An 18,230-nucleotide genomic window follows, 5' to 3' on the forward strand; every position below is an offset into this window, starting at 1 on the left:
GAGGGTAACGCGCGAAACTGGAGACTTTCATGTTCGGTATCCCCGGCAAACAGGCTGTAACCATCACCCCGAAGGCTGCGGCGCAGATTTCAAAGCTGATGCAGAATGCGGGCCACGCGGGCCTGCGCATTGGCGTGAAAAAAGGCGGCTGCGCCGGCATGGAATACACCATGGAATACGTCGATGACGCCGATCCCAATGACGAGGTCGTGGAACAGGACGGCGCCCGGGTGATGATCGCGCCGATGGCACAGATGTTCCTGTTCGGCACCGAGATCGACTATGAAACCACGCTGCTGGAAAGCGGGTTCAAGTTCAACAATCCCAATGTCGCCGAGGCCTGCGGCTGCGGCGAGTCGATCAGTTTCAAGGATATGCCCGGCGCTTGATCGCCTGCAGCTACGGTATTCATTGCATGGGGCGGCTTCGGTCGCCCTTTTGTGTTTTGCCCGCCCCTGCCAGCGGCGTCTTGCACAATTGCTCCCTCTGACGCGGGGTGCTACCACCACGCCACAGAACAACAAGGGAAGCGACACATGCGGCGGAAACTGGCGGCGGGAAACTGGAAAATGAACGGCACCGGGGCAGAACTGGTCGAGCTTGCTGCGCTGGCTGAAGGCCATCCGGCGCCGGATGGCACCGACATCCTGATCTGCCCGCCCGCAACGCTGCTGTCGCGCGCAGCGGACGCGACCCGCGGCGGACCGGTACAAATCGGCGGTCAGGACTGCCACGCCGCGGCCTCGGGGGCGCATACCGGCGATCTGAGCGCGGCGATGCTGCTGGATGCAGGCGCAAGCGCGGTGATCCTAGGACACTCTGAACGCCGCGCCGATTACGGTGAAACCGACGCCATTGTCCTTGCCAAGGCCGAAGCCGCCATTGCTGCCGGTTTGCTGGCCGTGGTCTGCCTTGGCGAGACCCTGGAAGAGCGCGAAGCAGGCAAGACCCTTTCGGTCGTCGGCACACAGCTGGCCGGTTCGGTGCCGGAGGGCGCCAGCGGCGCCACGCTGGTCGTCGCTTATGAACCGGTCTGGGCCATCGGCACCGGCAAGGTTCCAACGCTGGAGCAGATCGGCGAGGTGCACGATTTCCTGCGCGCCGAGCTGACCAATCGCTTTGGCGCCGAGACCGCTGAAGGCATTCGCCTGCTTTACGGTGGCTCGGTGAAACCCGGCAATGCAGCCGAGATCTTCGCCGTGTCGAACGTGGACGGCGCCCTTGTTGGCGGCGCCAGCCTGACCGCCGCGGATTTCTCTCCGATCATCTCGGCTTTGGAGAACGCCTGACCAAGAGGCGCGGCCTCACAAGTGAATGACAAGCCCGGCTCTGACGCAGAGCTGGGCTTTTTTACGGCCTTTGCTTCTCGACTCGCAGACGAAAATGGCGCCCCGATCTCCCGGGGCGCCCTCACTCGTACCAACTCTTACACAACTCGGTACTCGTGAATCTCTAGTTCGTTATGATCTCCGGCCCCATCAGCGCATTCGGGATCATCGTGCTGAGCCATGGGATGTAGGTTACCATGATCAGGAAGACGAAGAGCACCGCCAGGAACGGCAGGGCCGCCCGGACCACCGCCATCATCGGCATGCCCGCAACCCCGGAAGTGACAAAGAGGTTCAGGCCAACCGGCGGGGTAATCATGCCGATCTCCATGTTGACCACCATGATGATGCCCAGATGGATCGGGTCGATGCCCAGTTCGATTGCGATCGGGAACACCAGCGGCGCAACGATCACCAACAGGCCCGACGGCTCCATGAACTGACCGCCGATCAGCAGGATCACGTTCACCACGATCAGGAACATCACCGGGCCAAAGCCCGCCGACAGCATGGCATTGGCGATATGCTGCGGCACCTGCTCGTCGGTTAGTACGTGTTTCAAGATCAGCGCGTTGGCGATCACGAACATCAGCGTCACGGTTAGCTTGCCCGCATCGAACAGCGCCCGTTTGGTGTCCTTGTGGAACCAGACCGATAGCAGCGCAAGCGGCGCCTGCAGGACGGTGCGGCGCGGGCGCACCTCGGTTCCCGCCAGCGGTCCCATGTCGCGGTAAACAAAGGTTGCCACCAGGAAAGCATAGACGGATGCCACGGCGGCGGCTTCGGTCGGCGTGAAGATCGCGCCTTCCTTGTAAAGCCCCAGTTCAGGCGAATACCACGGGTAGCCATAGATACCGACCATGATGATCACAATCAGGAACAGGCCCCAGAACGCCTCGCGGAAGGAGGCGCCGACTTCGGCCCAGCCCGCCCAGTCGCCCTTGGGCATGTTCTTGATCCGGGCGATGACGTAGATCGTCACCATCAGCATCACCCCGGCCAGAAGGCCCGGAATGATACCGGCAAGGAACATCCGTCCGACCGAAACGTCGACCGATGCCGCATAGACGACCATCACGATGGAGGGCGGGATCAGGATGCCAAGCGTGCCGGCGTTACAGATCACACCGGCCGCGAATTCCTTGGAATAGCCCGCCTGGCGCATTGCTGCGATCACGATGGAGCCGATGGCAACCACGGTCGCCGGAGAGGACCCGGACAGCGCCGCGAACATCATGCAGGCAAAGACGCCAGCGATGGCCAGACCGCCCTGAAAATGGCCGACGCAGGCAATCGAGAACCGGATGATCCGCTGCGCCACACCGCCGGTCGACATGAAGGTCGAGGCGAGAATGAAGAACGGAATGGCCAAGAGGGTGAAATGGCCTTCGAAGGCTTCGAACAATGTGCCGGCGACCGAGGCCAGCGAACTGTCCGAATAGACCAGCAGAAACAGGGTGGAGCTGAGGCCCAGCGAGACGGAGATCGGCACGCCGATCAGCATCAGGCCAACCACCATGGCAAAAAGCAGAACGACGTCCATCAGTTTTCTCCCCCCGTCTTTTCTCCGGTGGCGCGGGCGCGGGCCTCGTCCAGTTCGTCCTCAACCTCGTGGCTGGCCACCAGCCGGTCGGCCTCACCGCGCCAGATGCGCAGGGCAGCCTGTACAAACCGGATCACCAGCAGCAGCATCGACAGCGGCAGGATCAGATACGGCACCACCTTGGGCAGTTTTTCGTAGGAATCGCCGTAGTTGATCAGATCCTCCAGAAACCGGATGATCCCCACCATCGGCACGTCCTGCACCTCGTAAAAGCTTTGGCTGCGGGCCTTCATATCCAGCCCGGTCGGGAACCAGCGCCCCGAGGTCGGCGGCAGATCCGCAAACACCGCCCAGTAATCATAGGCACCTTTCAGCAACAACAGCGAAAACAGCAGGCAGGCGCCAACCGCGATCAGCCCCACAACGCGGCGTGCAGGCGGCGCAAGCGTGTTGACGATGGCATCCACCCCCAGGTGCGCATGCGTCTTGACCGCGTAAGACGCCCCCAGCAGCACCAGCCAGGCAAAAAGGAACACCGTCAGCTCCAGCGCCCAGAGGATATTGGAGTTGAACACGAAACGCGCCACCACATTGGCAAAGGTGATCACTGTCATCAGCCCCAACAGCAGCGCGATCAGCGTTTCTTCCAGCGTATTGATGACCCCGGCCGGGCCGGTTCTTGCCCCCGACATGCCAGTCTCCCCTGCTATGTTGATAAAATGGTGCAGGCGGCGGATCCCCACGCCGCCTGCAAAACGGGGCGCAGCACTCATCCTTGGATGGCGCGCCCCGGGGTGCGGCTATCAGAAGCCTGCGTTGATCGCCTGTGCGGCGTCGATCTTGTCCTGACCCACGTCACCGGCGAACTGCGCCCAGACGGGTTTCATGGTGTCGACCCAGGACTGGCGCTGCTCGGCCGAGAGCTGACGCACGGTGCCACCGGCATCAATGATCGCCTGCTTGGCTGCTGCGTTGACCTTGGCGGATTCAGAGTTCCGCGCTTCGGTCACTTCCGACAGGATGGTCAGGAACTGGTCGCGTACTTCCGGCTCCAGGCTGTCCAGCCAGTCCACCGAGGTCACCACCAGATAGTCGATGATGCCGTGGTTGGTTTCGGTGATCCCGTCCTGCACTTCGAAGAACTTCTTGCCGTAGATGTTGGACCAGGTGTTTTCCTGACCATCGACAACACCCTGCTGAAGAGCGCCGTAGACTTCGGAAAAGGCCATTTTCTGCGGGCTGCCACCGATCGCTTCCATCTGCGCCACCAGCACGTCCGAGGACTGCACGCGGAACTTCAGGCCATTGGCGTCGGTCGGCTCGACCAGCGGTTTGTTGGCCGACATCTGCTTCATGCCATTGTGCCAGTAAGCCAGGCCCTGCAGGCCGCGGCGCTGCATCGAATCCAGCATCGCCTGACCGTTGTCGGACGCCTGGAAGGCGTCAACCGCATCGATGTTCTTGAACATGAACGGCAGGTCGAACAGGCGGAACTGTTTGGTGAATTTCTCGAACTTGGACAGCGACGGCGCGGCCAGCTGCACGTCGCCCTGCAGCATCGCTTCAAGCACCTTGTTGTCATTGTAGAGGGTCGAGTTCGGATAGACTTCAAGGCACATGGTGCCGTTCATCTCTTCGTTGATACGCTTTTCCAGCAGCGTCGCGGCAATCCCCTTGGGGTGCTTGTCGGTGTTGGTGACGTGGCTGAACTTGACGACGATCTCGCCTTCGTCACAGGCCGCCTGAACGGCACCAGCGGATACGGTCATCGCCAGAGCGGCGGCGGTAGCAGTCAGGAACTTCATAATAGTCCTCCCAGATTTCTCTCCATAGCCTGTGCGCAATGCACAAGCCCCGCGGAGAGGATCGCGAATCGCACTGCCCCGCTCAAGAATTGAGTCGTGATTCGGCTGATTTTGATTTTTTTATAAACTTTTCAGACAGATGCATGGCGCCCAGTTCCCGGGCGCAGGCGCCTAAATTATAGGCTGTGCGAAAACCCGCACAGGGATCAGCGCGAGGTGTGCGGATTTCCGCACAGCCGTAACGCCATCTTTTCAACCGCTGGAATCACGCATCTGAGGCGCGGCGATAGTCCTCGGGGCGGATGCCATATCGGGCCAGTTTGTCGTAAAAGGTCTTGCGCGGCAGCTTCAGCGCCGCCGCCGCCGCCGAAGCGCGCCCGTTCTGGCGCCCCAGGGCCGCGATCAGCAAGGACCGCTCAACCTGCGCCATCTGTTCCGCCAGCCCCAGACCAGAGCCGACCGAGACTTCCTCGGGCATGCCAAGCACGAACCGCATGGCCGCCGACATCAGCGAGCGGGCATTGCCAGGCCAGTCCTGCGCCATCAGCATCGCCAGATGCTCCTGGCTGATCTCGGGCGCCGCGATGCCCGCCTGCTCGGCCGCCTGGGCCACGTAGTGACGGAACAGAACCGGGATGTCTTCGGGCCGTTCAGCCAGCGATGGAATGCGCACCCGCATGCCATCCAGGCGATAAAACAGGTCAGCATTGAAGGCGCCGCTGGTGGCCAGCTGCGCCAGATCGCTGGTGGTTCCTGCGATCACCCGGGCGGCGACGCCCTGCTCCAGCCGTTCCAGAACCGCGTATTGCACCGCGTCGGCCATGGCCGGGATTTCATCCAGAAACAACGACCCGCCCGCTGCATCCTGGCACAGCGCATCAAAGGCTTCGATGGACATCCCGGCGGCGGGTCGCTTCACAAAGGCGCCCTGCGCCCGCGGTGACATCAGGTGGATGACTTCAGCGACCTTGGAAACGCCACTGCCCGCCGGACCTGTCACCAGAACCTCGGCTCCGGTGGGCGCCACTGCGCGCACCCGCGTCCTGAGCTGCTCTGCCTGCGGGGAGGTGCCGAAAAGCATCCGCGCCGCCGGATCGCCCGCCTCCAGCTGGCGCTTCAGGCGTCTGTTTTCCAGCACCAGTGCCCGGGTCTTGCGCGCCCGCTCCAGCACCGAAAGAAGATCCCCCGGAGCGCAGGGTTTTTCCAGAAAATCAAAGGCGCCCTCCGACATCGCCCGCACCGCCATCGGAATGTCGCCTTCGCCGGTCAGCAGGATAACCGGCAGTTCGGCGTCGATCTCATGCGCATAGGTCAAAAGATGAAACCCGTCCCGCCCCGGCATGCGAATGTCCGACAGGATCACGCCATCAAATTCGGGAGAGATCAGATCCTTGGCCGCCACGAAAGAGCCAGCTGTCACCGCCTCCAGGTCGTTCAGCTCAAGCGTCTGCGACAGCGCCTCGCGCACCGCCGCGTCATCATCCACGAGCAGTACCCGCCGGGTCATGCAGCTTCTTCCTCGCTCCAGGGGTCAAGTTCGACGGTAAAGACCGCACCATCGCTGCTGTTGCAGCCGCGGATGTGGCCGCCGAAACTTTGCACCAACCCGTAAGAGATCGACAGCCCAAGGCCAAGCCCCTCGGCGCTGCCCACGGCCTTGGTCGAATAGAAAGGTTCGAACATCTTTTCCGGTTCCTTGATGCCCGGGCCGATGTCACGGACATGAACGCGCAGCCGCGCGCCAGTTTGCTGTGACGGCCATTCCAGCGCGATGCGGATCGCCCGCTGGTCCTGCTCCATCATGGCGTCGGCGGCGTTATTGATCAGGTTTACAAAAACCTGGGTCAGCCGCACCTCGCCACCCCAGGCGTAGACCGGACCGGATGGCGCTGCCCAATGGAGCGCCACATGGTCCGTTTCCAGCCGCGCCGTGGTCAGTTCCACCGCCGCATTGATCACCTGCACCAGATCAACCCGCGCCATCGGTTCGCTTTCGTTGCGAGCAAAGGCCCGCAGGTTCTTGATGATCCGCGCCATGCGTTCGGCCATGCTGGAAATCCGGGTCAGGTTTTCCGCCGCGCGCTCGGGCTTTTCCCGTTCCAGAAAGGCGGCGCCGTTTTCGGCATATTGCTGAATGGCCATCAGCGGTTGGTTCAGCTCGTGACTGATGCCCGCAGACATCTGCCCCAGCGCCGAGAGTTTCCCGGCCTGGACCAGATCTTCCTGCGCCTGTTTCAGCGCCGCTTCGGCCTCTTGTCGCTCATGGACCTCGCGGCGCAGCTGAGTGTTGATCACCTGCAGGGCCTGGGTGCGGGCCTCTACCCGGGTTTCCAGAATGACATTGGCCCGGGCCAGGGTTCGGCGCCGCTCGGTCGCGAGGAACAGGAGCGTGCCGAATGCAAGACACACCGCCGTCAGAGCGGCCGCCTGCAAGGCAGCGATACGCCGCGCCGGGGCGACATCCACCAGGATCTCTCCACGCATACCGATGACCGGCAGGTCCACCGTCAGGTGCAGCGCCTGCTGCGGCAGGTAGGAGCTGCCGGACATCTGCCAGACCTCGTGCCCGCCATGGTTTTCCACCGCGAAGGAAACCGGATCGCCTCCCTCGGCCGCGCTGCCAGGCAGCCGTTCAGCCCGTCGCCAGAACAGCAATTCCGGCCGGTTGGAAATAAACACCTCTTCGTTGCGGTTGGTGAAGAAGACCGCAGGCAAGGAGCCGCGCCAGGTCTGCTCCACATCCTCTACATCGGCCACGACCACCAGCGCCCCCAGCACGCCGCCGCCGGGCGCAAAGCTGGGCGCGGCATAGAAATAGGCCCGCCGCCCCTCGGGCAGCAGCACCGCCTGACCGGTGCCAAGCGCGCCCTGCATGGCACGTTTGAAATAGGGTTGATCGGCCACCGAGCCTCCGGCGACCCCTTCGGCAAAGGCCAGAACCCGCCCCGAACGGTCTGCATAGAACACGTCGAGCGCCGCCGTCTTGTCCGCCACCTCGCGCAGACGCCGTGCTGCCTCTTGCTGCCCCGCCGCCGTATCCAGCCCGTCCAGCACCGGATGATCCGCCGTCAGAACAGCCAGTTCCTGATAGATCTGCAACTGCGTGCTGACCCGATCCGACGCCAATGCCAGATCCGCCGCGCTGCGCTCTGCCAGCGAGTCCAGCGCCTGCCGGTACCCATAGATCCAGACCGCAGCCGCCAGCCCTGCGACTGCACATGCAAATCCCAGCAATAGGCCCCAGCGCTGCCACATGGTTTGTTTGATCATTGATACTGCCTCATGCAGGCCAGACTATGAAACTCACCTTGCATTGACCAGCCGCCATGGCAAAAGTCGCCGCATGAAAACACTGCATCAGTCCCCGACCGATCCGGCCTTTGTGCAAGATCCCTATCCGTTCTACGCCAAAGCCCGCGACGCGGGCGCCCTACACTATTGGCAGGACTACGACATGGTGGCAGCCTTTCGCAAATCGGCCGTTCACATGCTGCTGCGGGACCGCCGCTTCGGGCGGGAAATCCCCGCCGAAATGGCCACGCCCGGCCCGGCCCATCTGGCACCGTTTCTGGCTGTCGAGGCTCATTCGCTGCTGGACGCCGAACCGCCACGCCACACCCGCCTGCGCAAGCTGGTGATGCGGGCCTTTACCTCGCGCGCGATTACCGCGCTTGAGGCGGATATCGCCCAGCTGTGCCATGATCTGATCGATGCCTTTCCGGACCAGCCCTTTGATCTGTTGCAGGCCTATTGCACGCAGGTTCCGATCGTGACCATCTGCCGCCTGCTCGGCGTACCCGAGGAGATGGCGCCGCAGCTTCTGGATTGGTCGCACCGGATGGTGGCCATGTATCAGGCCGGGCGCACGGAAGAGACCGAGCATTCCGCCGCCGAGGCATCTGCCGCCTTTTCCGATTATCTGCGCAGCTATATCGATCAACGTCGCAGCGATCCGCAGGATGATCTGATCACCCGCCTGATTGCCGCCGAGGAGGCCGGGGACAGCCTGACCACGGATGAGCTGATCGGCACCTGCATACTGCTGCTGAACGCGGGGCACGAAGCAACAGTGCACGCCCTTGGCAACGGGGTGAAGACGATGCTGGAACAGGGCTGGGATCCGGCCTGGCTGACCGAGGACGGGATCGACCAACTGGTCGAGGAAATCCTGCGCTATGATCCGCCACTGCATATGTTCACCCGCTATGCCTATGAAGAGGCCGAGGTCTTCGACCATACCTTCCAGCGCGGCGATCAGGTGGCGCTGCTTCTGGGTGCGGCCAACCGCGACCCGGCAGTGCTTGATGATCCAGAGGTCTTTAACCCCAGCCGCCCGGCCAAGACCAACACGTCCTTTGGGGGCGGACTGCATTTCTGCGTCGGCGCGCCGCTGGCACGGCTGGAAATGCGCATCGCGCTGCCCATCCTGTTCCAGCGCTGCCCCGATCTGCGTCTGGCAGAAAAACCCGAGTATTCAGACAGCTACCACTTTCATGGCCTCAACCGGCTGATGGTGAGCCGCTGATGGTCGGCGCCACCCTCCACTTCCCCTACTCCGCTGGCTCCAGCGGCAGCAGCGTGGTCGATTTGATTTCCTCCATCGACAAGAGCGCGGTCACATTGTGCACCCGCACCTCTGAAATCAGCGCCTGATAGAATTTGTCATAGGCCCGCGCGTTCTTCACCCGCACCTTCAGGATGTAATCGATATCGCCTGCCAGCCGGTGCGCCTCCTGCACCTCGGGGCGGTCGCGCAGCGCCTGCAGGAAGGACGCCTGCCATTCCGCCTCGTGCTCCGAGGTTCGGATGAGCACAAAGAAACAAGCCTCGAACCCCAGCGCCTCGGCGTCCAGGATCACGGTCTGGCGGCCAATCACCCCGGCCTCGCGCAGTTTGCGGATGCGATTCCAGACCGGGGTCTTTGAGCTGCCCACCTGCTTGGCGATTTCATCCAGCGACTGGCTGGCGTCGCGTTGCAGCTCCGCCAGGATTTTCCGATCCGTGGCATCAATCCGCACTGTCATTCTAATTTTCCCTCTGCATCGAAACCTTGGTCACCAAGCCCCGAACCACGTGGAACACATGTCCTTATTTGGGCGGACGTATGGCGCTTAAATGGGAATATTTCCTATATTGGGGGTCAAGTCAAACACCAGAAATGAGGCGCCACATGTCCAGTTTTGCCCCGATCATTCCCTCTGCCAGCCCTGAACGCGCAGACGGCATGTGCTGCCCCGCGCCGGGACAGGTTGCCTTTGCCGGCTCTGGCCCGGGCGATCCCGATCTGCTGACTCTGAAGGTGCTGAAAGCGATGCAGGCCGCGGATGTGATCCTGTTCGACCGCCTGGTCAGCCCCGAGATCATGGCCCTAGCCGCCCCGGGCATCGCGCTGGAGGATGTCGGCAAGGAAGGCTTTGGCCCCTCCATGTCGCAAGAGGAGATCTGCGACCGTCTGGTGGCCCATGCCCGTGCCGGCCGCAAGGTGCTGCGGCTCAAATCCGGCGATCCCACCGTCTTTGGCCGCCTCGACGAAGAGCTGTCCGCCTGCGACGCTGCCGGGATCGGCTACCAGATCCTGCCCGGCATCACCGCCGCCTCTGCTGCGGTCGCCGCCATCGGTCAGAGCCTGACGCAACGCGGGCGCAATTCCTCGGTCCGGTTCCTCACCGGGCACGACATGCGCGGTTTTGCCGATCACGACTGGACCGCCCTGGCGCGCCCCGGTGAGGTGGCCGCGATCTACATGGGCAAGAAATCCGCGCGTTTCGTGCAGGGCCGTTTGATCATGCACGGCGCGGACCGGGCTACGCCGGTGACCATCGTCGAACATGCCTCGCGCGCCAACCAGCGCGTTCTGGAAACAACGCTGGACCGGCTGCCCGCCGATCTGGCTGCGGCAGGTCTGTCCGGCCCGGCCCTTACCTTCCTCGGGCTGGCGCCGCGTCAAAGCCTCGCCGCCCTGCCCGACCTCGCCTCTGACCTTACCTCCGATCTGAATATGGAGCTCGCCTGATGCCCCGTCCCTTTACGCCCAAAGTGATCACCGCGAATGACCTCCTTGAGGGCGACGTGATCTATTACACCGCCAAGGACAGCTGGAGCCGCTCGCTGAGCGAGGCCGAGCTGATTACCGACGAAGCCGAGGCGCAGCTGCGCCTGCTGGCCGCCGAACGCGATGCTCTCAACGTTGTCGGCATCTACCTGACCGACGCCAAACCTGGCGCGGATGGCCCCGAACCTGTCCACTTCCGCGAAGAATTCCGCCGCACCGGTCCCTCGAACTACGCCCATGGCAAACAGGAGGCTCTCTCCAATGTATAAGTATAACGACTTTGACGCCGCTTTTTTGGCTGAACGCAACGCCCAGTTCCGTGCCCAGGTAGAGCGCCGCATCGACGGCAGCCTGACCGAGGACGAGTTCAAACCCCTGCGCCTGATGAACGGGCTGTATCTGCAGCTGCACGCCTATATGCTGCGGGTTGCAATCCCCTATGGCACGCTCAGCAGCGCCCAGATGCGCCAGCTCGCGCTATTGGCCGAAAAGTGGGACAAGGGCTATGGCCATTTCACCACCCGTCAGAACATCCAGTACAACTGGCCGACCCTGAAGGACGTGCCGGACATGCTGGACGCGCTGGCCGAAGTGGGCCTGCACGCGATCCAGACCTCGGGCAACACCGTACGCAACGTGACCTCGGATCACTTTGCCGCCGCCGCCAAGGGTGAGCTGGAAGATCCGCGCCCCTATGCCGAGCTGATCCGGCAATGGTCCACCGACCACCCGGAATTCCAGTTCCTGGGCCGCAAGTTCAAGATCGCGGTGACTGGCGCCGAAGAGGACCGCGCCGTGACCCGTGCTCATGACATCGGGCTGCGCATGGTCTCCCGCGAAGGCGAGACCGGGTTCGAGGTAATCGTGGGTGGTGGCCTTGGCCGTACGCCAATGATCGGCAAGGTGCTACGGGAGTTCCTGCCCAAGGCGGACCTGCTGCCCTATCTTGAGGCGGTGCTTAGCGTCTACAACCTGCTGGGTCGGCGCGACAACAAGTACAAGGCCCGGATCAAGATCACCGTGCAGGAAAACGGCATCGACAAGATCCGCGACCTGGTTGAAGAGCGTTTTATCGAACGCCGCGCCCAGTTCAACGGCGCCGATCAGGAGCTGCTGGAAGAAATCAAGGCGCATTTCACGCCCCCCGCCCTGCGCAGCGGCGACACCACGGCCTATGATGCAGCCTATGACAACGATCCGGTGTTCCGCGCCTGGGCCGACACCAACCTGTCGGCGCACCGCAACGAAGACCACGCCATCGTCACCATCTCGGTCAAGGCGCATGGCGCCACCCCCGGCGATGCCACTGCCGAGCAGATGCGCGTGATGGCGGATCTGGCGCAGGAATTGGGCTATGACGAGCTGCGCATCAGCCACCAGCAGAACGTGATCCTGCCGCATGTCCTGAAATCGGATCTGCCCGCGATCCATGCCCGCCTGAAAGAGGTCAGCCTTGCGACCGCCAACATTGGCCTGATCTCGGATATCATCGCCTGCCCCGGCATGGACTATTGCGCCCTGGCCACCGCCCGCTCGATCCCGGTTGCGCAGGATATCGCAACCCGGTTCGAAGAGCTGAAGCTGGAGCACGACGTGGGCCACCTGCAGATCAAGATCTCGGGCTGCATCAATGCCTGCGGCCACCACCACGTCGGCCATATCGGCATTCTGGGTCTGGATCGCGCCGGGGTAGAGAACTACCAGATCACCCTTGGCGGTGATGCCACTGAAACGGCGGCCATCGGCACACGCACCGGCCCCGGTTTCGCCTATGACGAGATCGTTCCGGCGGTCGAGCGTCTGATCGGCGCCTATCTGGAACTGCGGACCGATGAAGGCGAGACCTTCATCGATACCTACCGCCGCGTCGGAATGGAACCGTTCAAAGCCGTGCTTTATCCCGAAGCCCGCAAAAAGGTGGCCTAGAGCGATGCTGAAGCTCGCAGAGAGCAGCCCCAATGGGGCTGCACCGGACACCGCCCTGGCGGAAAAGGTGGAGATGCTGAATGCCCGCTACCGGCATCATTCAGCCACCGCCGTGATGCAGGGCGCCCTGCAGGATGCCGGGCAGATCGCCCTGGTTTCCAGCTTTGGCGCGGAATCGGTTGTGCTGCTGCATATGGCGGCGGTGATCGATCCCGCCGTGCCGGTGCTGTTCGTGGATACCGAGCTGCTGTTCACCGAAACGCTGGTCTATCAGCAGGAGGTGAGCGAGCGCCTTGGCCTGCGCAACGTGCAGGTCATCCGCGCCGAGGATATCGCCGAAAAGGACCCCTATGGCGCCTTGCGGTTCTCGGACACCGACGCCTGCTGCCACCTGCGCAAGACCGTGCCGCTGCAAAACGCACTGTCGGGCTATGACGGCTGGATCACCGGACGCAAACGGTTCCAGTCCGGCAGCCGCGCCGCGCTCGACTTTTTCGAGGTCGAGGACGGCACCGGACGCATCAAGGTGAACCCGCTGGCCCATTGGGCGCCCGAGGACGTGCGCGCCTATATGGAAGAAAACCGCCTGCCGCGCCATCCGCTGGTGGCGCAGGGCTACCCGTCGATCGGTTGCGCCCCCTGCACCTCGAAGGTGGCTGAAGGCGAAGACCCCCGCGCCGGACGCTGGCGCGATCAGAACAAGGAAGAATGCGGCATCCACATCGTGGATGGCAAACTCACCCGCAAAGGAGCTGACCCCAAATGACTGTAATTGTGACCGACACCGGATTTGGCCCCGACAGCTGGCAGGCCGACTACGAAGGTGAAGACGCGCTGGACCTGCAGCCCGATGCGGATCTGTCCCCCCTGTCGAACCGCATCCCCGGCTGCGAGATGATCCGTATTCATTTCCCCAGCTTTGCCGACGGGCGCGGGTTCACCCTGGCGCGGCAATTGCGGCAGATGGGTTATATCGGGCGGCTCCGGGCCTATGGTCACGTGCTGGCGGATCAATACGCCATGGCGCGGCGCAGCGGCTTTGACGAGGTCGAGATCGATGATGATCTGGCCGCCCGTCAGCCCGAGGACCAGTGGTTGGCCCGGGCAAACTGGCAGGCGCACGACTATCAGGCACGTCTGGGACGCGGCCGGGCCGCCCGCTGAGACGGGCCTGATCTCGCGTCAGACACCCCCACAAACCGTAATTCGGGAAAAACAAAGCTTTTCCTGACCTGAATCAACGATTAATCAGAGGTGCCGGTCTACCAGACCGGCAGTGAAACCGATGAACGAGATGACCGCCGTGACCGACACTGCCTCCGAAGCCAAGCCCGCCAAGGCGACCCCGACCCTGCCGGACGCCCAGACCGTGACCGCGGTCAAGCACTGGACAGACCGCCTGTTCTCCTTCCGGGTATCGCGGCCTGCGTCGCTGCGCTTCCGCTCGGGCGAGTTCGTGATGATCGGCCTGATGGGCGACCCCGATCCCAAGACCGGCAAGCAAAAGCCACTGCTGCGTGCCTATTCCATCGCCTCGCCCTCATGGGACGAAGAGCTGGAGTTCTACTCGATCAAGGTGCAGGACGGTCCGCTGACCTCGAAACTACAGCACATCAAAAAAGGCGATCAGATCATCCTGCGGCCCAAGCCCGTCGGCACCCTGGTGCATGACGCCCTGCTGCCCGGCAAACGCATCTGGTTCTTCGCCACCGGCACCGGCTTTGCGCCCTTCGCCTCGCTGCTGCGCGAGCCGCAGACCTACGAGGATTACGACGAGGTCATCATCACCCACACCTGCCGCACCGCAGGCGAGCTGACCTATGGCCGGGAACTGATCGAAAGCCTGAAGGACGACGAGCTGCTCAATGAGGTGATCGGTGAGGGCTTCTGGAAGAAGATCAAATACTACCCCACCACCACCCGCGAAGAGAGTGCCAAGATGGGCCGGATCACCGACCTGATCAACTCGGGCGAGGCCTACAAGGATCTGGGCGTTGAGCCGCTCAACCCCGAGAGCGACCGGGCGATGATCTGCGGCAACCTGGCCTTCAACCTGGAACTGAAGGACATGCTGGAAGCGGCGGGCCTTGAAGAAGGCGCCAATTCCAAGCCCGCGCAATATGTGGTGGAAAAGGCTTTCCTCGACTAAGCCAGCACGCCTGACGCAAGCCGCCAATGGCCAGATACAAAAAGGCCGCGCCACCCTGATACGGGCGGCGCGGCTTTTCTTTTGTACCAGTGGGTTATCCCGCCGCTGCAATCCAGCGTAGGAATTACAGGTTCAGCGCGGCCTTCACCTGATCCAGCGCCGCCTTCAGCATCACCGGGCTGTCCTTGGCCGCGTCAACCGCCCCGGTCAGAACCGATTTCTGCGTCTCGGAGAGGTCCGAATCCGCGATCATCGTGGTCACGGTTTCATAATCGAAGCCTTCCAGCGTCAGCGCCTCCGACATGGCCTGATCTGCGGCCTGCTCCCCCTCGGGGTCCGTGGCACTGCCCGCCGCGTCTGTCGCAGCCTGGGTTGCGCTCTCAACCGCGTCGCGGACAGCCTCATCCGCCTGTTCGACAACATCCTCTGCCGCCTCCACTGCAGCAGCTGCAGCGGTCTCTGCCGCATCTGCTGCGGTCTCTGCCGCATCTGCAGCGCCCTCCACGGCGGCCTCGGCATCGGCTGCGGCCTCTTCGACGGTCTCCTCTACGGCACTCTCAACCGCTTCAGCAGCCTCTTCGGCCTGCTCTGCCACTGACTTGGGAGCCTCTGCCTCGGTGCTTTCCTCGACCACCGGTGCTGGTTCTGGTTCTGCCTCAGGTGCAGGCTCTGTCACGGCTGCGGGGGCATCCGTGTTGGCCGGCGCGTTACTGATCACACTGTCTTCGGTCTGGACGGAAAAGGCATAGTAAGCGCCAATCGCCACCACCCCGGCTGCTACGGCAACAATAACCGGTTTCATGATGTCTCTCCTTTGTTCTGGCCGGAACCTGTCTGGCGACAGGCAGACCGGCGCGTGTTCTTGCGACATTCGATACCGGCTAGCTGGCCTCCCGCAGCGCCCGCCACAAGGGGCAAAAACCGCCGGACGCGTCATCGGCCAGCCGCCGCCGACCGGATCCCGGACGATTGGCGGGGCTTTGCCTGCGCCGGAAACCGGAACGCTTTCCCCCTGACACCTGCCCTCCGAATCGAATGCCAATCGCACCTGACCAACTGCCGTCCAGCCCACCGGGCACCGGTGCCTGCCTGCCCGCAGGCCCGGCTGCGGGAACGCTGCGCCGGTTCTGCGGTGACAATCGCCTCTTTTCACGGAGGCCCGCATCGGTTCCCGCTTGAAAGACGCCGCGCCCCGGTTTAGATTTCATGCTCGAAAATCGGCAACCATCAAAGGATTGAACCCATAGCCCGCAGACCTCATAACGCGCCGCCGCCTCGTGATACCGGCCCGCGCACGAACGAAAAAATCCGCGCCCCCGAAATCCGCCTGATTGGCGCCGAAGGGGAGAACGTTGGCGTTGTCCATCCGGCCAAGGCGATGGAGATGGCAGCGGAAGCGGGTCTGGACCTTGTGGAGATCTCGCCGAACGCCAATCCGCCGGTCTGCAAGATCATGGACTTCGGCAAGTTCAAATACGAGCAACAGAAACGCGAAAGCGAAGCCCGTAAAAAGCAGAAGATCATCGAGGTCAAAGAGGTCAAGTTCCGCCCGAACACGGACACCAATGACTACAGCGTGAAAATGCGCAACGTTTTCAAATTCCTTGAAAACGGTGACAAGGTGAAGATCACCCTGCGTTTCCGCGGCCGCGAGATGGCGCACCAGAACCTCGGCCGTGAGCTGCTGGAGCGTGTGGCCGAAGACGTCAAAGATATCGGCAAGATCGAAAACATGCCGAAGATGGAAGGCCGTCAGATGATCATGATGATCGGCCCGCTGCCGCAGAAATAGCCTGCGCCGCTAACGGACCGGCCTCTGACTGGCTGAATTCCGCCTTTCTATTCCGCCCCCGGTGCTTGACTGCGCCGGGGGCGTTGTCATTGTCGCCCCTGATAAACAGCCATGCGATCAGGACGAGCCGACATGTGGGAAGAACGATTTGCAAACTCCGATGACTATGTGTTCGGGACCGAACCAGCCCGGTTCCTGACCGAACATGCCGCCTATCTGACGCCGGGCCAGACGGCCCTGTCGGTGGCCGATGGCGAGGGGCGCAATTCCGTCTACATGGCGCAGCGGGGGCTTGAGACGACCGCCTATGAGTTCGCCCCCACCGCCATTGCCCGCGCCCGTGATCTGGCGGCAGAGCGTGGCGTCACGGTGGATTTCCAAAACGTTGATATCCTCACCCATGACTGGCCTGAGGATGCCTATGATTTGGTGGTCGGCATTTTCATCCAGTTCGTCGGCCCCAAGGATCGCAAGGTGCAATTCGAAGGCATGAAACGCAGCCTGAAACCCGGCGGTGTGCTGCTGCTGCATGGCTATACGCCGAAACAGCTGGAATTCGGCACCGGCGGGCCGCCCTTTGCCGAGAACATGTACACCGAGGCTCAGCTGGCCGCTGATTTCGTAGGCTGGGACATCCTGGAGAACCGCGCCTATGAGCGGGAGGTGCAGGAGGGACGCGGCCACAGCGGCATGTCCGCCCTCATCGATTTCGTGGCGCGCAAACCCGCCTGACCACAGGTACCCGCATGAAAAAGGGCCCCGCAGTGCTGCGAGGCCCCATTGCTGTTCTGTCCCAGTGGCTCAGCCTGTGGCGGCGGCCACGGCGCGTTTGGTCAGGACACCGACAAGATGGGCACGGTATTCCTTGGTGCCGTGGATATCGCCCATCATGTTGGCCGGGTTGATGCGCAGATCCGTCAGAGCGTCGGGGCGGAATTCCTTGCCCAGTGCCTGCTCAGCTTCGCTCCAGCGGAACACACCCTCTTCCGACGCGCCAGTGACGGCAACCCGCACCCCGTCCGCGTATTTGGCGACAAAAACCCCCACCAGGGCAAAGCGCGAGGCAGGCTGCACGAACTTCTGATAGTTCGCGGCCTCCGGCACCGGGAACCGCACGCCGGTGATGATCTCACCCTCTTCCAACGCGGTGGTGAAAAGACCATCGAAATAATCATCCGCCGCGATTTCGCGGGCATTGGTGATCACGGTTGCGCCGCTGCCCAGAACCGCCGCCGGATAGCAGGCCGCCGGATCGTTATTGGCAAGCGAGCCGCCGATGGTGCCCCGGTTGCGCACGGCGGGATCGCCAATATGGCTGGCCAGCTCGGCCAGCGCGGGATAATGCGCTGCGGCCTCGGAGGCAACGGTGGCATGGGTGGTGGCGCCGCCGATTGCCAGGCTGCCATCATCTTCGCGGCAGACGCCCTGCATTTCACCAATCCCAGCAAGCGAGACCAGTTTCGACGGCATCGCCAGCCTTTGTTTCATGGTCGGCAGCAGGGTCTGGCCACCGCCCAGCGCCTGCGCGTCTTCCTCTGCCAGCGCGGCAACCGCGTCGGCAATGGAGGCAGGTTTTTCAAACTCGAAATTATACATTCCGCTTTCCTTCCCAAAGAATGCCGGGGGATCTCCCCC

The 18,230-nt window shown here is 62.8% G+C and carries 19 protein-coding genes; 11 read left to right on the forward strand and 8 right to left on the reverse strand.

All coding sequences use genetic code 11. The annotated features are described in order from the left end of the window. The first annotated feature begins 29 nt into the window (after window positions 1–29). Both SM766_RS07855 and tpiA read left to right on the forward strand, forming a co-directional pair. Window positions 30–389 carry a HesB/IscA family protein gene (locus SM766_RS07855; protein WP_065273204.1) on the forward strand — a complete coding sequence of 120 codons (360 nt, stop codon included), beginning with the start codon at window positions 30–32 and terminating at the stop codon, window positions 387–389. 147 nt (window positions 390–536) lie between these two features. Further along, window positions 537–1,289, forward strand: coding sequence for a triose-phosphate isomerase (tpiA, locus tag SM766_RS07860; protein ID WP_368947435.1), 753 nt, complete (start codon window positions 537–539; stop codon window positions 1,287–1,289). Between the two features lie 163 nt (window positions 1,290–1,452). On the opposite strand, the gene SM766_RS07865 is transcribed toward tpiA, so the two are convergent. The 5 genes from SM766_RS07865 to SM766_RS07885 form a co-directional block, all read right to left on the reverse strand. Beyond that, the gene (locus SM766_RS07865; protein WP_274833635.1) at window positions 1,453–2,871 is read right to left on the reverse strand and encodes a TRAP transporter large permease; all 1,419 of its coding nucleotides are present in this window, start codon (window positions 2,869–2,871) and stop codon (window positions 1,453–1,455) included. Beyond that, on the reverse strand, window positions 2,871–3,563 hold the full coding sequence (locus SM766_RS07870; RefSeq protein ID WP_368947436.1) for a TRAP transporter small permease: 693 nt from the start codon (window positions 3,561–3,563) through the stop codon (window positions 2,871–2,873). Before SM766_RS07870 ends, SM766_RS07865 begins: the two co-directional genes overlap by 1 nt. A 111-nt stretch (window positions 3,564–3,674) precedes the next feature. Continuing rightward, on the reverse strand, window positions 3,675–4,676 hold the full coding sequence (locus tag SM766_RS07875; protein ID WP_368947437.1) for a DctP family TRAP transporter solute-binding subunit: 1,002 nt from the start codon (window positions 4,674–4,676) through the stop codon (window positions 3,675–3,677). A 265-nt stretch (window positions 4,677–4,941) separates the two neighbouring features. Further along, a complete protein-coding gene (locus tag SM766_RS07880; protein ID WP_368947438.1) occupies window positions 4,942–6,183 on the reverse strand; it encodes a sigma-54-dependent transcriptional regulator in 1,242 nt (413 codons plus the stop codon). Beyond that, entirely contained in the window at window positions 6,180–7,946 is a 1,767-nt protein-coding gene (locus SM766_RS07885; protein ID WP_274828699.1) for an ATP-binding protein, read from the reverse strand. Before SM766_RS07885 ends, SM766_RS07880 begins: the two co-directional genes overlap by 4 nt. 73 nt (window positions 7,947–8,019) lie before the next feature. On the opposite strand from SM766_RS07885, the gene SM766_RS07890 reads away from it, so the two are divergent. Beyond that, window positions 8,020–9,201 (forward strand): cytochrome P450, encoded by a 1,182-nt coding sequence (locus tag SM766_RS07890; RefSeq protein ID WP_368947439.1) that lies wholly within the window; start codon window positions 8,020–8,022, stop codon window positions 9,199–9,201. Between the two features lie 25 nt (window positions 9,202–9,226). Here SM766_RS07890 and SM766_RS07895 read toward each other — a convergent pair whose 3' ends face one another. Next, entirely contained in the window at window positions 9,227–9,700 is a 474-nt protein-coding gene (locus tag SM766_RS07895; protein ID WP_065273197.1) for an Lrp/AsnC family transcriptional regulator, read from the reverse strand. 146 nt (window positions 9,701–9,846) lie between these two features. Between SM766_RS07895 and cobA the strand changes: the two genes are divergently transcribed. From cobA to SM766_RS07925, 6 genes are all read left to right on the forward strand, one after another. Beyond that, a complete protein-coding gene (gene cobA, locus SM766_RS07900; RefSeq protein WP_425537292.1) occupies window positions 9,847–10,689 on the forward strand; it encodes a uroporphyrinogen-III C-methyltransferase in 843 nt (280 codons plus the stop codon). Beyond that, window positions 10,689–10,997, forward strand: a complete 309-nt coding sequence (locus SM766_RS07905) for a DUF2849 domain-containing protein (RefSeq protein WP_274831886.1) — start codon at window positions 10,689–10,691, stop codon at window positions 10,995–10,997. Before cobA ends, SM766_RS07905 begins: the two co-directional genes overlap by 1 nt. After that, window positions 10,990–12,654 carry a nitrite/sulfite reductase gene (locus tag SM766_RS07910; RefSeq protein ID WP_368947440.1) on the forward strand — a complete coding sequence of 555 codons (1,665 nt, stop codon included), beginning with the start codon at window positions 10,990–10,992 and terminating at the stop codon, window positions 12,652–12,654. Before SM766_RS07905 ends, SM766_RS07910 begins: the two co-directional genes overlap by 8 nt. A 4-nt stretch (window positions 12,655–12,658) precedes the next feature. After that, window positions 12,659–13,420, forward strand: coding sequence for a phosphoadenylyl-sulfate reductase (locus tag SM766_RS07915; protein WP_274828706.1), 762 nt, complete (start codon window positions 12,659–12,661; stop codon window positions 13,418–13,420). After that, window positions 13,417–13,818: a DUF934 domain-containing protein gene (locus tag SM766_RS07920; RefSeq protein ID WP_368947441.1), complete on the forward strand. Its 402-nt coding sequence runs from the start codon at window positions 13,417–13,419 to the stop codon at window positions 13,816–13,818. Before SM766_RS07915 ends, SM766_RS07920 begins: the two co-directional genes overlap by 4 nt. Before the next feature lie 121 nt (window positions 13,819–13,939). Next, a complete protein-coding gene (locus tag SM766_RS07925; protein ID WP_368947442.1) occupies window positions 13,940–14,803 on the forward strand; it encodes a ferredoxin--NADP reductase in 864 nt (287 codons plus the stop codon). 124 nt (window positions 14,804–14,927) lie between these two features. Here the strand turns inward: SM766_RS07925 and SM766_RS07930 are convergent, their stop codons facing one another. After that, window positions 14,928–15,605, reverse strand: coding sequence for a hypothetical protein (locus SM766_RS07930; protein ID WP_368947443.1), 678 nt, complete (start codon window positions 15,603–15,605; stop codon window positions 14,928–14,930). A gap of 528 nt (window positions 15,606–16,133) precedes the next feature. Between SM766_RS07930 and infC the strand changes: the two genes are divergently transcribed. After that, a complete protein-coding gene (gene infC / locus SM766_RS07935; RefSeq protein ID WP_237028470.1) occupies window positions 16,134–16,595 on the forward strand; it encodes a translation initiation factor IF-3 in 462 nt (153 codons plus the stop codon). Window positions 16,596–16,727: 132 nt separating this feature from the next. Continuing rightward, a complete protein-coding gene (locus SM766_RS07940; RefSeq protein WP_368947444.1) occupies window positions 16,728–17,327 on the forward strand; it encodes an SAM-dependent methyltransferase in 600 nt (199 codons plus the stop codon). 69 nt (window positions 17,328–17,396) lie between these two features. Here SM766_RS07940 and SM766_RS07945 read toward each other — a convergent pair whose 3' ends face one another. After that, complete coding sequence (locus SM766_RS07945; protein ID WP_368947445.1) at window positions 17,397–18,191, reverse strand: FAD binding domain-containing protein; 795 nt, start codon at window positions 18,189–18,191, stop codon at window positions 17,397–17,399. Window positions 18,192–18,230: the final 39 nt, after the last annotated feature.

This window comes from Pseudophaeobacter sp. A-200-2 (assembly GCF_041008815.1).
GTDB classification, from domain to species: domain Bacteria; phylum Pseudomonadota; class Alphaproteobacteria; order Rhodobacterales; family Rhodobacteraceae; genus Phycobacter; species Phycobacter gallaeciensis_A.

What these genes read in the sequence shown, in the direction of transcription:
- SM766_RS07925 (WP_368947442.1), top strand. Translation starts at nt 13,940, where the DNA reads ATGAACGAGATGACCGCCGTGACCGACACTGCCTCCGAAGCCAAGCCC.
- tpiA (WP_368947435.1), top strand. Translation starts at nt 537, where the DNA reads ATGCGGCGGAAACTGGCGGCGGGAAACTGGAAAATGAACGGCACCGGG.
- SM766_RS07905 (WP_274831886.1), top strand. Translation starts at nt 10,689, where the DNA reads ATGCCCCGTCCCTTTACGCCCAAAGTGATCACCGCGAATGACCTCCTT.
- SM766_RS07885 (WP_274828699.1), bottom strand. Translation starts at nt 7,946, where the DNA reads ATGATCAAACAAACCATGTGGCAGCGCTGGGGCCTATTGCTGGGATTT.
- SM766_RS07940 (WP_368947444.1), top strand. Translation starts at nt 16,728, where the DNA reads ATGTGGGAAGAACGATTTGCAAACTCCGATGACTATGTGTTCGGGACC.
- SM766_RS07880 (WP_368947438.1), bottom strand. Translation starts at nt 6,183, where the DNA reads ATGACCCGGCGGGTACTGCTCGTGGATGATGACGCGGCGGTGCGCGAG.
- SM766_RS07915 (WP_274828706.1), top strand. Translation starts at nt 12,659, where the DNA reads ATGCTGAAGCTCGCAGAGAGCAGCCCCAATGGGGCTGCACCGGACACC.
- SM766_RS07875 (WP_368947437.1), bottom strand. Translation starts at nt 4,676, where the DNA reads ATGAAGTTCCTGACTGCTACCGCCGCCGCTCTGGCGATGACCGTATCC.
- SM766_RS07920 (WP_368947441.1), top strand. Translation starts at nt 13,417, where the DNA reads ATGACTGTAATTGTGACCGACACCGGATTTGGCCCCGACAGCTGGCAG.
- SM766_RS07855 (WP_065273204.1), top strand. Translation starts at nt 30, where the DNA reads ATGTTCGGTATCCCCGGCAAACAGGCTGTAACCATCACCCCGAAGGCT.
- SM766_RS07865 (WP_274833635.1), bottom strand. Translation starts at nt 2,871, where the DNA reads ATGGACGTCGTTCTGCTTTTTGCCATGGTGGTTGGCCTGATGCTGATC.
- SM766_RS07890 (WP_368947439.1), top strand. Translation starts at nt 8,020, where the DNA reads ATGAAAACACTGCATCAGTCCCCGACCGATCCGGCCTTTGTGCAAGAT.
- SM766_RS07930 (WP_368947443.1), bottom strand. Translation starts at nt 15,605, where the DNA reads ATGAAACCGGTTATTGTTGCCGTAGCAGCCGGGGTGGTGGCGATTGGC.
- SM766_RS07895 (WP_065273197.1), bottom strand. Translation starts at nt 9,700, where the DNA reads ATGACAGTGCGGATTGATGCCACGGATCGGAAAATCCTGGCGGAGCTG.
- SM766_RS07870 (WP_368947436.1), bottom strand. Translation starts at nt 3,563, where the DNA reads ATGTCGGGGGCAAGAACCGGCCCGGCCGGGGTCATCAATACGCTGGAA.
- cobA (WP_425537292.1), top strand. Translation starts at nt 9,847, where the DNA reads ATGTCCAGTTTTGCCCCGATCATTCCCTCTGCCAGCCCTGAACGCGCA.
- SM766_RS07945 (WP_368947445.1), bottom strand. Translation starts at nt 18,191, where the DNA reads ATGTATAATTTCGAGTTTGAAAAACCTGCCTCCATTGCCGACGCGGTT.
- SM766_RS07910 (WP_368947440.1), top strand. Translation starts at nt 10,990, where the DNA reads ATGTATAAGTATAACGACTTTGACGCCGCTTTTTTGGCTGAACGCAAC.